This window comes from Pedobacter paludisoli (assembly GCF_052344095.1).
In the GTDB taxonomy this organism is placed as follows: Bacteria; Bacteroidota; Bacteroidia; order Sphingobacteriales; family Sphingobacteriaceae; genus Pedobacter.
This window is the reverse complement of record NZ_CP179926.1, coordinates 879,856-895,544: the sequence shown is the minus strand read 5'-3', so window position 1 is coordinate 895,544 and position 15,689 is coordinate 879,856. Positions and strand designations below refer to the sequence as shown.

7 protein-coding genes and 1 riboswitch are annotated in these 15,689 nt (G+C 37.8%); of the genes, 2 read left to right on the top strand and 5 right to left on the bottom strand.

Annotation, left to right across the window (positions count from 1 at the left end):
- Positions 1-176 precede the first annotated feature (176 nt).
- Together ACJVDK_RS03485 and ACJVDK_RS03480 are read left to right on the top strand one after the other, a co-directional pair.
- Positions 177-3,752, top strand: coding sequence for a SusC/RagA family TonB-linked outer membrane protein (locus ACJVDK_RS03485; protein ID WP_443938903.1), 3,576 nt, complete (start codon positions 177-179; stop codon positions 3,750-3,752).
- An 11-nt stretch (positions 3,753-3,763) separates the two neighbouring features.
- On the top strand, positions 3,764-5,188 hold the full coding sequence (locus ACJVDK_RS03480) for a RagB/SusD family nutrient uptake outer membrane protein (RefSeq protein ID WP_443938902.1): 1,425 nt from the start codon (positions 3,764-3,766) through the stop codon (positions 5,186-5,188).
- Between the two features lie 174 nt (positions 5,189-5,362).
- Here the strand turns inward: ACJVDK_RS03480 and ACJVDK_RS03475 are convergent, their stop codons facing one another.
- The 5 genes from ACJVDK_RS03475 to ACJVDK_RS03455 all read right to left on the bottom strand — a co-directional run bounded on the left by ACJVDK_RS03475 (position 5,363) and on the right by ACJVDK_RS03455 (position 15,407).
- The gene (locus ACJVDK_RS03475) at positions 5,363-7,711 is read right to left on the bottom strand and encodes a glycosyl hydrolase 115 family protein (RefSeq protein WP_443938901.1); all 2,349 of its coding nucleotides are present in this window, start codon (positions 7,709-7,711) and stop codon (positions 5,363-5,365) included.
- A 92-nt stretch (positions 7,712-7,803) separates the two neighbouring features.
- Positions 7,804-9,135, bottom strand: a complete 1,332-nt coding sequence (locus ACJVDK_RS03470; RefSeq protein ID WP_443938900.1) for a voltage-gated chloride channel family protein — start codon at positions 9,133-9,135, stop codon at positions 7,804-7,806.
- 3 nt (positions 9,136-9,138) lie between these two features.
- A riboswitch (Fluoride riboswitch) is annotated at positions 9,139-9,203 on the bottom strand.
- 69 nt (positions 9,204-9,272) lie between these two features.
- Positions 9,273-10,364, bottom strand: a complete 1,092-nt coding sequence (locus tag ACJVDK_RS03465; protein ID WP_443938899.1) for a PepSY-associated TM helix domain-containing protein — start codon at positions 10,362-10,364, stop codon at positions 9,273-9,275.
- 71 nt (positions 10,365-10,435) lie between these two features.
- Positions 10,436-12,823: a TonB-dependent siderophore receptor gene (locus tag ACJVDK_RS03460; protein WP_443938898.1), complete on the bottom strand. Its 2,388-nt coding sequence runs from the start codon at positions 12,821-12,823 to the stop codon at positions 10,436-10,438.
- A 301-nt stretch (positions 12,824-13,124) separates the two neighbouring features.
- On the bottom strand, positions 13,125-15,407 hold the full coding sequence (locus ACJVDK_RS03455) for a glycosyltransferase (RefSeq protein ID WP_443938897.1): 2,283 nt from the start codon (positions 15,405-15,407) through the stop codon (positions 13,125-13,127).
- Positions 15,408-15,689: the final 282 nt, after the last annotated feature.

The window sequence follows — 15,689 nt, the reverse complement described above, 5'->3', positions numbered from 1 at the left end:
GAAAAAACCAAAAATTAAATTTTAAAACAAAAGAAAGGAGGATTTTTATAACCAAATAGGTCTTAGCATAGCGCTCCAAAAAGAGCAGTTTATGAAAAACACAACCAAAAAGTTACTATTAAGTATAAAACACAAAACTTTACGGTATGTAAAGTGAATTACAAACAACTAATTTTATGATGTATTTAAGAACCAAACGGATTTGGAATAATCCGTTGACTTACATCATCCCTCCCAAAGCGAAACTTATTTTTCTCCTTGTACTTATCTCTATACTGAAGGTAAGTGCAGCTACCATGAAAGAGAAAATAACCGTAACTGCAAAAAACATCCCACTCGTTAACATGCTATCGAACATAAAAAATCAAACGAATTATGATTTTGTGTTTAATAACGGCGTAGACTTAACCCATGCAAAACCTGTCTCACTTCAAGTAAGTGATGAAGATTTGAATCTGGTGCTTAAGAAGATTTTCATCAATCAACCATTGCTATATAGTATTGAAGGAAACACGATCATTATTAAACAAAAAGAAACAGCGAGTAGTTTTTATTTAGGAATAGATGCAAAAGGACGCGTACTCGACGAAAATGGCAAACCCTTAGCAGGTGCCACGGTGAAAGCTAAAAAAAGTGGTCAGACCACGCAAACAGACGCTAAAGGTAATTTTGTTTTAACCAATGTAGAGGAAAACGAAACTATACAAATATCGTTTGTAGGCCACGAAATCTTAGAAATTAAAGCGAGTAAAAACATTGGTGATGTTAAATTGATGTTTTCTAGTTCTAATTTACAAGAGGTAAACATAACCTTTAATACAGGTTATCAAAAGCTTACACCCAATGAAACAGCAGGATCCTTTAATTTTATCGACAAGAAAAAGATAGAAAATAAACTACAAACCAACGTACTAGAGCGCTTGGAAGGTATGGCGCCAGGTTTAATGCTCATTAACGGAAAAGATGGTGGTGATGACGCACTTACCATACGAGGTGTTTCTACTTTATACGGCACAAAAAGGCCTTTAATTGTGGTCGATAATTTCCCGATTGAGGGCGACATTAATTCCATTAATCCGAATGATGTAGAAAACATTACCATTTTAAAGGATGCAGCAGCGGCCTCTATTTGGGGTGCCCGAGCTGCCAACGGAGTAATTGTAATTACCACCAAAAGTGGTCTTAAGAGCGACATTATTTTCCAATACTCCAATAGTTTTCAATTTCAACCAAAACCTGATTTAGGCTACTTAAATCGGTTATCGAGCGCTGATGACATTAACATTGAACGTGAATTATTGAAAAATATAGAACGTTCAGGCTATTCTTATGAAACACTGGCACGATGGTACAATTATGCCTTTTCTGCATATACACAACTCTATATGGATTCGGCAGCCAACCGCATCAGTCCCGCTGAATACTTAGCTCAAGTTAACAGATTAAAGGGAATAGATAATACACAACAAATAAAAGATCTATTAATGCAAGCCCCTTTCACACAAAACCATAGCTTATCATTTAGAGGAGGAAGCGAAAAAAACAATTACTATGGATCTTTTAATTATGTGAATTCCAATGGATACAACTTAAGAAGCTCAAACAACAATTATGTGGTTTTCTTAAAATCCAATCATCGTATCAGTAATAAACTGAGTTTTGGTGTAAATGCTAATATTAATTTTTCTAACGGAACAAGAGCTCCGCTTTCGGCAGCGAGTATTTATAATTTAAAACCTTATAGCTTGTTGCAAGACGAAGCAGGCAACCCATTGTCCGTTAACAGATTAACTAGTTCAGAAAACAGTTCAAATCCTTATTCGATAGCACAGCGTGTAAAATGGGGGCTTCAAGACGAATCTTATATCCCACTAAACGAGGTGTACAACAAAGACCTTAGCGATCGAGCAAATGCGCAAAGACTACAAGCCGAACTGCAATATAAAATTACAGATGGTATCAAATTTAACTTAAGTTATCAAGTAGAACGTGGAAGCTCGGTTAGCCGAGACTATACGCGTTCAAATCAAGCAGATTTGGTTAAACAAATAAATGATTTTATAACACCCAGTTATACAAATACTGGAGGAATAGCCACGAATCCTGATGGAACCTTGTTAAATCCGTATTATAATCTTCCTTTAGGCGGGAAATTAAATGAACAAACTTCCGACTATGCAGGTCAAGTGATTAGAGGGGTGTTGTCAATCGATAAAAAGATTAAAAAGGATCATCATTTTTTGGGAATGTTCGGTTTAGAAAACAAGGAAAGTACTATACAAGGAAATGGTGTAACCAAATATGGATATGACGATGTTACACTGAACTTTATTCAAGTAGACTGGCAATATCTTCAAAGTCTACCGTCAAGCCTTCGACAAGTAAATAGTCCTTTTACGGGCATACAGGATTATTTCGATTACGTAAAAAATAGATTTGTTTCTTTATTTGGTAATGGGGCATACACGTATAAGGATAAGTATATTGCTAGTGGGAGTATCCGAATTGACCAGACCAATTTATTCGGAACCGATCCAAAATACTACTACAAGCCTATGTGGTCGGCAGGACTTGCTTGGGTTGCCACGAACGAAGATTTTTTAGCACACAATAACGTCCTGAACAATTTAAAAGTTCGAGTAACCTATGGAATTAACGGCAACATTCCTAAAAACTCTGGTCCATTCGAAATTGCAACTGCTGGAATCAATACACTTACTCAATTGCCTTCCAATAGAATTACCACACCTGTCAATAGCACGCTAAGATGGGAAAAAACTGCTACCACAAATATTGGGCTTGATTACGCGTTGTTAAAATCAAGAATTAGCGGAACGATTGATTACTACTACCGCAACTCTAGCGATATATTGGGAAATGAAAATATCAATCCTACCTATGGCTTTAGCAATGCTGTTATTAATGCAGCAAGTATGGTTAATAAAGGGATTGAGTTACAACTAACCACTCGAAACATTGTTGGTAAAAATTTTAGCTGGAGCACAATCCTAACTTATGCTAATAACAGAAACAAAATTACAAAATCAGGCCTTACGGATTATTATACAACACCAACCAGAATCGCCGCTAATTCTCCTTATTTAGAGGGAATGCCTTATGGTGGTTTGTATAGTTTACGTTATGGTGGTTTGACTTCCGATTACGGACAGCTACTCGTTAAAAATGCCGATGGCGAAATCGAGCCAAACAGCCAAACCACTCGATTGGATCTAGCCTACTTTTCAGGAAGTAAAAGACCGATTCATAATGGGGCATTAACGAACCAGTTTAACTATAAAAACCTAAGTTTTAGCTTTATGTTTGTTTTTTATACGGGACACGTTGCAAGGCAAAATACGCCGGGAGCTGGCCTTAATAATCCTACTAGTTATGACGCTCGATTGGCAAATGCTTGGAAAATGCCTGGCGATGAAGCAACAACCCATATTCCAAACGTTATTACGCGTGCAGAATCATACATCGCCAGAAATTTCTACGCTAATTACTTAGATGTAAATGTTTTTAGAGCAGATTATGCCAAACTGAGAGAGGTTATTTTCACATACAACCTTTCTCCAGAGCAACTAAGAGGCATTAAGTTCATCAAGAGTTTACAGTTCAATTTGCAAGGCCGTAATTTACTTACCATTACCAAAAATAAATTAGGAATTGATCCTGAAGCCTTTGCCAATCAGCAAAGAACAATGCCCGTTTCACCAACGTATGCATTTGGGATCAACGTTACATTTTAAATCTTATAAGTATGAAAAGAATATATGTATATATAAGCCTATTATTTATAGCTATTATAAGTTTTTCGGCGTGCAAAAAGTATTTGGATATAACCCCAAAGGGATATGTAATTCCATCAAAAGTTGAAGATTTTGAACGCATATTAAATGACAGGGCGCTGTATAATTTTCTTAGGTCTGACCTAGATATGTCATCGGATGATTTCTATGATCCAGAGATAAACAATCCAAATACCGCCCCAGAAACAAAGATCGTCAACCTCTATTATTGGAATCCGGATCCTTTTATAGATGAACAGGATATAAAAACATCCATCTGGGCTACTGCATTTGGCAATATCTACCAATTTAATGCGGTTATTAACGGAATTACCGATTCAGAAGGTGCTACACCAGCACGCATAAAAAAAGCCATTGCCCAAGCTAAATTTGGTAGAGCGGTAATGTATTGGTATTTGGTCAACGTATATTCCAAACCCTACCATAAACAAACTGCAAATGGAGACTTAGGAATTCCTTTAGTAACTAAAAATGATTTGGCAATTGATTTACCAAAAAGAGGAACGGTTCAGCAAACCTACGACTTTATTTTAAAGGATCTAAACGAGGCCTTAGATGGCGTATCCGCTTCGGTTCCTAATCCTTATTTTGTTTCTCAACAAGCTGTTCATGGATTTTTAGCCAGAACTTACTTAATGATGGGAGAATATGAAAAGGCTAAACAGGCTGCAGAAAAAGCTTTAGGAACCAATCCTAAACTAATTGACTATAACACTGTTTATCAAGAAAAAACAATCACAACAGTTACCCCTAACGTTTCTTATTTAGGAACAAAAAGTGGGTCAAATCCATTATTGGATCGACTAACGATGCCGGAAAATATATTTGCCATGACCTATAACTATTATGGAGGAATGATGGGTGAAGTTATTGCTAAACAAACTGTTGACCTGTTCGATGCAAAAGATTTAAGGAGAATATTTTTTAAGCCCAAGGTTGCTGCAGGTGACAAAACGTGGAGTGGTTTATACTCCTACTTAGATCAATTGATATATGTAAACCCTGGAATATCCTCGCCAGAAATGTATTTAATTCGGGCAGAAGGAAAAGCAAGAGCGGATGATTTAGCTGGCGCAATGGCCGATTTAGATATCCTGAGAAAAAACAGATTTAAGCCTGCGGATTTTATGCCGCTCAGTACTACAGATAAAAAGGATGCCATTGCTAAAGTATTGCTTGAGCGTAGATTTGAGTTATTTTATAAAGCATCAAGATGGTTTGATATGCGCAGACTAAATAACGACCCCGATTTCGGATTTACAGCCAAACGCTATTTTAACAACGGTACGTTTATAGAACTACCGCCTAACAGCAATGCTTATACGCTAAAGCTTCCACAAACCGCTTTAACTAATAACATTGTCCAAAATCCGTAATAGCGATTACTACTATTCACAATCAGAGGGGCGATTTTTTCGTCCCTCTGATTTCTTTCCCTACAAACAATTTTTATTATCTTTTCTTATTTCAAAAATGTGATTTCCAATCAACGCATTCAATATATTCAAGTAGCCATTTGCATGAATCATTCATCAAGCATATACATCACCTTAATGGTAAAATTTCAATTGATCTAGCATCACACCCTCGTCTAAGGCCTTAATACTGATAACATTCATGTCGTTTTTTTGAATGCCTTGCGAAAGTTTAATCGTTTTGATTGACTGATTGCTTAATACATTGTTTTTCCATTGTTCATCACGGTTCACCGTATGAAAATCGACCTTTTGAATTGATTTTCCATTCAAAAAGATTTCATAACGTATTTGCTTGCCTACCACCGGGTGATTGGGAACCATCGCTATTTGTAAAACGAGCGAATCGGTCCCGTTGCCTTTAAATTGATAATCGGCCTGACTATTTTTTGAAATACTAATAGCCCCGTTTAAGTAACCCAAACCATGTTCCTTTGGTTTTTGACCCTCATATTTTATAAACTGATTGCCATTCAAAACAAGCGCCATTTTTGATGCTGGCAATGGATTACTGGCGGTTGTATGTGGTACTTTTAAGAAAACTGAAAGATTTCTTGGCTTTGAATCCATCATTCTATTCCATTTTCCGTTTGAAAGTGCATTGTATTTCTTTGTAAGCGATTCAACGGCGTCAAATGCTGCATCACTTTTTTCCCAAGTGGCCAAATTGTGGCGCGCTAACTGCCCATAAAGTGCTTTTTTGTTCATTTCGGCACTCGCCAAAACAGGATATTCAACCAACTCAAACCAGGTAGATTGTTTTTCTGCAGGAATTGATGGAGCCAGTTCCTGCACCTTCTTTTCGATTGTAGCGTACGCGGCTAATCGGGTTCTTATTTCCTGTTCTGTCCAGGGTAAATCCGAAATTACATTATATTTTGGATCTTTCTCTTCGGTTCGGGTATTGCCCATAAATTCGGGTTTTCGAATGTATGCTAAGCGATAATACTCATTAATCACTCCCTGTATATCAGCCGATTTTTCTGAACCAAATTCACGTGAAAGCCAATTCGCTAAATGCGTTTGCAATCCTTCTTTTGTATCTGCAATAGCATCTATATCCCAAGCCATATCTAAAAAAAGTTCGGTTAGGTATTCGCCCGGTTTAATATCGCCTACATTCAATATCCAAATATCTTGCGCACCTGCATCGTAGGCCCGCTTCATTTGTGTATACAGCTGCGCTGGATGATTAGTCGCTAGCCAAAGATAATCGTGAGGTCTTCCCCAATATGACACGTGATAATACACCCCATTTCCACCTTTTCGTGCACGTTCTTGTTCGGTTGGTAAATGCCTGATATATCCGTAATTATCATCGCACCAAAGCAAAGTAACATCCTCTGGTACTGCTAAGCCCATGTTATACACATCGAGCACTTCTTTGTAGGGCACAAAAACTTGAGGAATCTGCGTTACGTCCTTATTCAAATACGTTTCAATCATTTTGCGTTGATCTGCAATAATATGTGTTAAAGCATCTTTTTGCTCTTGAAGCGTATTTGCTCCCTGCATTTTACCATCGTGTACGCCACGAATACCGAGCGTGTATAAATTATCCGAGTTTTTTAACTCTTTTACACGTGTTTCCCAAAACTTAAGCACCTCAACACGATTGTGCACATAATCGTAATTTCCAACACCATCAATTTTCCATTCGTAATTGGCATTGCGCATCATCGGTTCGCAGTGCGATGCACCCACCACAATACCATATTTATCGGCTATTTCCTTGTTTCCCGGAGTTTGATAAAATGCTACCGACACACTGTGCATGGCTGGCCAATAGGTATTTGCCCGTAAGCGAAGCAACAATTCAAAAATTTGAGCATGCGTTTTAGGCCCTATCTGTCCTTTGATTTTTGAAGGCTCAAAAGTTTGATAACTCCAGGGATTGATCCCCCAATCTTCATCATTTATAAAAATACCACGCAGTTTTACAGAAGGATACTCCAGTAACATAAAGTTATTATTAAACACGCATGATGTTTTCTTTTGTATGTACGAATCGGCCCACCAAACCCAAGGCGAAACGCCTATTTTCCTGGAAAGTTCTAGAATTCCATATGCCGTCCCTCGCTTGTCGCTACCGAGGATATACATTTTATCATTTTTCACTTGAATGATATACCCTTCGGCATGTGCTTTTAACGTTGAGAGAGACTTTGAATCGACCAGTTTTTCTACTGGACTATTCATACCTACTGTAGCAATCAAAATTTGTGCTTTTTCGGTTTGGGCAAGTTTGGCATCAAAAACGGCTGAAAAATCGCGACTGAATATTTCAAGAGCCGTATGAACAACTTGTGCCTCTTTTGGAGAAATGGATACAGGTAATGTTTGTCCTTTTTTAAAAATAACATCTGCAAATACCCAACTTGGTAAAACGATGCATAAAATGGTAACGATAGATTGCTTAATCATCAATAAATATACTGGCTAGAGAATGATACGTGATGGTCCTTATCACAAAGCGGCAATAAGGAAACGTAATAATAGCATTTTTTTTTAATTATTTAGGGCAATTCGTTGATACGTTTTCCTTTTAGATGCATGAAACGATCATTTTTCGATTCACCAATTACTTGTCGACTATAAATACTGTTATGACCTGAAAACAAATAAGAAACGACGCAGGCAATGGCGACATATACCCCACATTCACTTCCAAAAAGTTCGATAGCCATGATGCTACAGGCCAAGGGTGTATTGGTTGCACCAGCAAAAACGGCTACAAAACCCATTCCCGCTAACAAACTCATGGGCAAAGGTAAAAAACAGCTGAGTAGATTTCCGAGCGTAGCCCCGATAAAAAACAAAGGGGTAACCTCCCCTCCTTTAAAACCGGAGGATAATGTGACGATGGTTAACAGCATTTTCAAGGCGAAATCATAGCTTGGTAGTTGCTGATCAAAAGCAGCCACGATGGTCGGAATTCCTAAGCCAATGTATTTAGTCGTGCCCAAAGCCCAAACCGCCCCAGCAACCAGCATCCCCCCCATAACCGGCCGTAGCGGAGGATAAGAAATCGACCCTTTAAAGAGTTGATTGGCATGGTGGATGGTTTTACTAAAAAAAGCGGCACATAAACCAAAGGCAATTCCTGCAACAATTGCATATAGCCCGTTGATGAAAGAAAAATCGGGAATGCTGGAAATATGATACGATGTATGTCCTGTTTTCCAAAGTTTGGTTACCAAATCTGCGCTAAGCGCGGAGGCAAAAGCAGGAAAAATGGCCGCATAATTTAATCTACCTAATAAAAAAACTTCCAACCCGAAGATTGCCCCAGCCAATGGTGTGCCAAATACCGAACCGAAACCCGCAGCAATTGCCGAGATGATTAAAATTTTCCGTTCGTTTGGACTTAATTTAAGTGGTTTTGTAAACTGATCTGCAATGGAACCGGCCATTTGGATTGCTGTTCCCTCTCTTCCGGCCGAACCTCCAAACAAATGCGTTGCCAATGTACCTAAATACACCAAAGGAGCCATCCGAAAAGGTATAATCTCTTTCGGATCGTGAATGGTATCGATTAATAAATTATTGCCTGCTTCTACTTCTTTTCCGAGTTTATAGTAAATAAAACCAATTACAAAACCCGCTAGTGGAAGTAAAGCTATGAGCCAGAGATGTTTTTCACGATAATCGGTTACCCAGGCTAAAGTTTGTAAAAACAAAGCAGAAGCTGAACCAATGCATCCTCCAATTATTAAACTGATGCACAACCATTTTAAACTGTAGGGCAATGCTGGATAGTGCTTAAAAAAAGACTTTAGGTTGAATGAAGATGATTTTTTTGTTGTTTTCTGATCGTTAGACATGTTTTTCCCGACTAAATGTACCATTTAATTTAATCAGGCGCCATCAGCTTTTAGGGCGGTTGGGTAAGGGAGACACCATTCCCTTTTTAAACTATAACAAATGTATATATTTTTTTGGAAATTAAATGGAATGCCATTTTTGACGTGTATTTTTCATCCATTTAGCTATGTCGTTCCTGTTTTTTTTTGCGCTTTTTAAACCAAATAATGAAACCGGTAAGGGGTAAGACAGCACCAATTAAACTGGCGAAAAACCAAAGTATTTTTCCGGGATAACCAAAGAAGCGACCGGTATGTAAATCGTAATTACTGGCTTCGTAGGTATCTGCAGCAGTATTGTTCACATAAAATTTTTGACGAAGAAGTTTAAAGGTTCTTGCATCAAAGAAAAAAGTATTTTGACGACGTGCCCATGTATTTGGATAAAGCATTCTAAGGCGTAATTCGCCATTTTTTCGCACAGAAAAACTAGCAGAGTTTGCACCTGGATGTTCCTGGTTTACACGATTAAAAATAAGTGCATATGCCTTTGCTCCGTTGCGCTGTTCAGCAATAAAATCCTGCTGCGCCTTGTCGCCTGGATTCAGTTTACTTCCCGTGATAAATGCGACCGTTTTTTTAACCCCTTCAAACGCAAAATACGTTCCAGAGAAAGCGACCAAAATGAGGATAAATGAAGCGTAAAAGCCCAATGCACGGTGGATATCAAAATTAATTCTTTTGAACGAGGCGTTCCATTTTATCGTTACGGATTGTTTAAATTGAGCTCTACGGTTTGGGTACCATATAACCAATCCGGTTACAAGGGTAATTAAAAACAGCACTACAGACCATCCCTGCACAAATTCCCCAAATTCACCTAAATACAAGGAGGTATGTATTTCTAGCACGATGTTCAACCAATCTGGATGATTTTTTTTAATCAGCTTTGCGGTATAGGGATTAAAATAATACACGAGTTTCTTTTTCGTCGAAACCTCTATACTCCCATTCGGTTCTACTATGTTTACTTTTATGCCATTTAGCTTTTCTTTTGGAGCCACGCGATGAAACTCCTCAACCACTTTCTCTAAACCAACAAAAACACTCTTTTGCATGGGAACATAGCGATACTCTTGATTAGTAAAATCGCGTATTTCTTCCTCAAAAACATATAAGCAACCTGTAATGCTGATGATAAAAACAAGTAAGCCAGACACTAAGCCTAACCAAAGATGGAGAAAACCTGCTATTTTTTTGGTTTGTTTAAGCATACGATATTGAAATAAAAAAATTGGGTTTTAGCCCATCTAAAACCCAATTTTCCTAGGAATAATCTGTAAAATTAAAACTTAAAGGTAATATTTCCGCTTACACGTGTCGGATTTTGTGCCGCTAATCGGAACGACCAATATTCTTCATTGGTTAAGTTATCTACTTTTAAGCCAATGCGGTATTTTAATTTATCGTAAAAAACCGATGCGTCCAATACAGTATACGCTGGAATGGTAAATTTAAATGTACTGGTGTTGGTCTGATAATATTCACTTCCGTAAATGCCGCCAATACCTAATCCCAATCCAGTTAAAGAACCTTTTACCAAGCGATAACTTACCCATAAATTAGCCGTTTTTGGAGAGCCTGCCGTTGCCGGACGCAAACCATCAATACTTGCATTCGCCTTGGTGTATTTACTGTTGTTATAGGTATATCCGGCGATAATATTCAATCCCGCAATCGGATTTGCAATTAACTCTGCTTCAAAACCTTTGCTTAACTGCGTGCCGTCTTGCAACGAAAAATTAGCATGTTCTGGATCATCACGCGTAATATTACTTACTTGAATATCGTAATAACTAAACGTTGCACTAATCTTATTGAAATCGAGCTTCACCCCACCTTCTAGTTGGTTCGCTTGGCTTGGTTTAAAGGTATTTCCATTATAATCAGAACCACTTTGATTGTTAAAACCATTCATGTAATTGGCAAAAATTGAAACTTTATCCTTTACGACTTGATAAAGCAATCCAAACTTAGGCGATAATGCTGTTTGATTATAATTGCCTACCGTAGAATCTCTGTTTGCATAATACGCACCTTTATTCATGTATCGATCGATGCGCAAACCAGCCATCACAATTAATTCATCGGTTACGTTCAATACATCAGAAACATACGCACTATAGGTGCGTTCGTTGGTTGATACAAAGTTAACGTAATTGGCAGTGGCAAACATAGGCGCTACCTTATCAATAGTAAAATTATTATAGGCTGCACCAGGCTTTTTAAAATTAAGCGCCGGCATATTGATTGTTGCATCGTTTCGGGTGGCCATTAAACTGTAATAATCCAAGCCCAACACCATGCGATTTCTTAATTTTCCGATTTTAAAATCACCTTGAAAATTTTGTTGAATATCTGTTCCGTAATACGGATAATCCTGATTGGTAACCGCCTGTCGCAGTGTAGAATCGGTCAATGCAGTTAAAGCCACTACATAACCAGATGAAGCTGAACGCGTGCGTGAAAAAATTGTTTGCGATTTCCAGGTTTCAGAGATTTTATACTTCATTTGAGCGAAGATATTGTATTGCGCGCCGTTGTAGTTAATGGTATTATTGGCAAAGGATAAATCATATGGAATACCCATTTCGGTAATACTTTTGGCTTTGCCCTTTGCATAGGGCGCTAAACGCGTAGGTGATGTGGCTTTATTACCGCCCAATTCTATATCGAGTAACAAATCCAATCGATCGTTCACTTGATAGGCTAAACTTGGCGCAAGCATATAACTTTTGTTAAAGCCTGCATCTTGAAAGCTTCGTTCACTATGCAAAGCTGTATTTAAGCGAAACAAGAGTGTTTTATCGTTATTAAGCGGTGCATTGATATCTGCTGTAACCCGATTTAAATCCCAGGAACCGCCTGAATAAGAAATTTCACCCTTTACCTGATCAAAAGGTTTTTTGGTTACCCGATTAAAGAGTCCACCAAAAGAAGACAAAGTACTCCCGAACAACGTGGCCGATGGTCCCTTAATCACCTCGATACGCTCCAAATTTGCCGGATCGATGGTATTGTAAGAAAAACTTCCTACCCCGTTACGTACCGCTTGTGGTGTTGGGAAACCCCTTGAAATATTGGTCGTCCGTCCTTGATTACGCACTTCAGAAATCCCTGCGCCCGGAACATTTTTAAAAGCACTGTTATAATCGGTTATAACTTGTTCTTTCATCAACTCCTTGCTTACCACAGTATAAACTTGTGGGTTTTCAATGTTACGCAAAGGCATTTTTGAAACATCCTCACTTTCTTTTTTCGCAAAACGATTTCCGCCTGTGCGAATAACAACCTCTTCCAATTTCTCAGAGGAGTCGTTTACGGTTAAATCTACTTGAATACGTGGATTGCTACTCGTAAGCTCTACAATTTTGGTTTGCGTTTGAAAGCCCACCATTTTTAGTTCCAAGGTATACTTTCCAAAAGGGATGTTCTGAAACTCAAATGTACCGTTTGAATTTGCACTAGTCCCTTTCTTTAATTCGATAATACGCACCGTAAAACCAAAGGCAGGTTGATTATCTTGTGTTCTAATACTACCAGCTATGGTACCTTTTGTTCTCTTTTCTTGGGCAAAACCCATGTGAATAAAGCCCACTGTAAGAAGCATGCCTGTTACAATAAAACGAATTGATTTAGGGAATGAGTAGAATAGTTGTAAAGTTTTCCTCATTTTTATTTAGACTGAATTTAATTAATAGCACAAAGAAAGGATTTTTTGCAGATTAAAATGAGATTAGAGAAAAATTTTATTAAAAAATTCAGTCTGATGAACTGTATAGAAATAAAAAGTCACCAATACCCCTATTCGTATGGGGATTGGTGACTTCAACTTGGGGATTTAATTATCTTGAGGAAGGTTGATTATGTATGGATATGCTGTAGATTCAAAAGAAATCTTGAAAGACTTCCATCAAAAAAACGAAACAATAAAAAAGGTCTTTTCTATCGTTGAAAAGACCTTTTTAAAAATTCTATTTGTAGATAAGTAATTTATTCGTACTTATCCCATCCAATTGGAGATCATGTTCTATTGCTTGCAACACCAATAGATGCGAAATTAAATAGGCTAAGGTACTTTCTGCCCCTTGATTTCTATTTACTCCGTTGCGCTGTAAGCCATCGGCACATCCTTTGGTTTCAGCATCGTACAAGGGAATGCGCAAGGTATTTTCCCCTAAAAACCAGAGGTAACTTGTGAACATTTTTTTCAAATAAGTACGTTCTTTAGTTACGGTATAGGTTTGAAAGTACAACAATACCATTCCCATTATTTCAATGGCTTGTTGATCATAAATAGGCATTAATCCCGAACGACCGCGTACATGCCAACCATCGTTTCCTACCGGTGTACAGACAGCTTCTTTAAAAGTGATTTTTTCTAGAAAAGCCAAGGTTTGATGGGCAACATTTTTAACCTCCGGATTGCCGGTAATTTCACATGAATGGAATAAAGCCAAAGGCAGAATCGCATTATCGTAGGTCATTTTATCTTCAAACCAATGCCATTCTTCGTCCTTTGATTGGTGAAAAGCATCTACCAACTTGTTGGTTAAGCCAATTAATTCATGCATGATACGCTCATCGTAGGGATGTGTGCGCATGTAATGCGATAAACCAATAATCGTATTGCCTATCCCACGTAAATGGACTAAATTTTTAAAATGTGGAACGGCCTTAAAAAACAACTCGTACCCAAACTCTGCGTATGAGCGGTTTGGGGCATGCTGAATTAAATATCCTAACGACCATATGGTTCGACCAAAAGAATCATCCGTTCCCTGCTCATCTAAAAAATGACGACTAAAACTCAAAAAATTCCGGAAATCACCATTTTCAAGTTGCATATCGTGTATATAACTCATGTAAATCGGCATAAGTTTAAGCGCTTCCGGATCTTTGGTATTTTGATAGGCCATTATAGCCATGATTAAAGCTCTGGAATTATCATCTAAACAATAGCCTTCTTTACGGTTTGGAATACCAAATTTGGCATGTTGAAAAATCCCTGTATCATCCGTAATCTTTTTCACATATTCCAAGTCGAAAGCCGGCATCAACGATGGATCAATCATTTGTCTCAAAATTTTCTCGCTAAAATCAGGATGTTTAATCGCTCTTTCAATAACTTGAAGATATCCTTTACCAATTTCTGGCCAACGCAGCTTTAACCCATATTGATAGGCATTGTTTTTTAAGGTCGCTAATTTATCGGGATTACTCAGAAGCTGATCTACAATTTCGGCTAATCCTTCATGGTCTTTAAAATTAAATAATCGACCTCTGTTATTGTCTAAAAGCTCAAGTGCATGCCAATAAGGGGTAGAAACGACCGCTGCACCCGCTCCCACTGCGTAAGACAGGGTTCCGCTGGTTATTTGCGCTTCGTTAAAGTAAGGTGTAATATAGACATCGGCAGCTGTCAGGTAATTAATCAATTCTTCTTCTTCCACAAATCGATTTAAAAACACTAGATGATCAGAAACCTGTAAATCGCTTGCCAATTCTTTTAAGTAGCTCCGGTATTCTTCACCATCATTTTTAACAATACCTGGATGCGTATTACCCAAAATAACATATACCAAATCTGGATGCGCTTCCACAAGCGCCGGTAATGCTTTCACCACAGTTTCTAAACCTTTGTTCCTACTCAGCAAACCAAACGTCAACAATATTTTTTTGCCCTTTAGCGCCTGCATTTCTTTTATAGGGTTTTTCAAAGGTGCTTCTAAATCGGGTACACCATGCTCTAACACTTGAATTTTCTCCATCGGCACTTGGTAGATATCCGTTAAAAAACCTACCGCCTTATTACTCATGACCACCAACTTAGCTGATTTATTTGCAATCTCTTTAATGATAGCTTTTTGCAAAAATGTAGGTGTATTTAAAATGGTATGCAATATGGAAACAATTGGTTTTTCTATTTCATTTAAAAATGGCAATACATAAATTCCACACTCTCCGCCATAAATTCCAAATTCATGCTGCAAAATACAGGCATCTACATCACTTTCATTGATAAATTTTGCGGCTGCTGAATAATCAGATTGGACGGACTCACGAATAACAAATTTTACCTCTGAAGGGTATTCGTATTCATGTAAATCATCCGAATGATTTAGCGCAATTACCATACTTGAATCTTCTAAGCTTTGTTTGCCTAAATTTGCATGAATGGCTCTAATGAGATTGCTATTGAAGGTAGCAAGTCCGCATTCGCGCGGTGGGTAGGTGGAAATATAAGCGATTTTCATAAAATAAACTGTAGCTGATGTTAAATGGATTACTGTTGTGGTAACAATGCTTGTTACTAGTCATTTAACAGACAAAATGCGTGGCTTGTTTTGATTTTTTTATTTGCTTTCGCAAAAAAATAGCTAAAACGCAAAAAAATATTGCTTTTCCCGAAGTCTCGCCGAACCAAATGCCTGTAAATTGTAGATGTTATGATTTTCATTTATCGACTCATTTTATGGCAAAAAATTAAATAGTCTGTTCAACTAATAGGGTTAAAGAAGGCTTCAAAAAAGCCGAAT

Excerpts from the sequence above, each read along its gene's own strand:
- ACJVDK_RS03475 (WP_443938901.1), bottom strand. The coding sequence starts at position 7,711 with ATGATTAAGCAATCTATCGTTACCATTTTATGCATCGTTTTACCAAGT.
- ACJVDK_RS03480 (WP_443938902.1), top strand. The coding sequence starts at position 3,764 with ATGAAAAGAATATATGTATATATAAGCCTATTATTTATAGCTATTATA.
- ACJVDK_RS03485 (WP_443938903.1), top strand. The coding sequence starts at position 177 with ATGATGTATTTAAGAACCAAACGGATTTGGAATAATCCGTTGACTTAC.
- ACJVDK_RS03465 (WP_443938899.1), bottom strand. The coding sequence starts at position 10,364 with ATGCTTAAACAAACCAAAAAAATAGCAGGTTTTCTCCATCTTTGGTTA.
- ACJVDK_RS03455 (WP_443938897.1), bottom strand. The coding sequence starts at position 15,407 with ATGAAAATCGCTTATATTTCCACCTACCCACCGCGCGAATGCGGACTT.
- ACJVDK_RS03460 (WP_443938898.1), bottom strand. The coding sequence starts at position 12,823 with ATGAGGAAAACTTTACAACTATTCTACTCATTCCCTAAATCAATTCGT.
- ACJVDK_RS03470 (WP_443938900.1), bottom strand. The coding sequence starts at position 9,135 with ATGGTACATTTAGTCGGGAAAAACATGTCTAACGATCAGAAAACAACA.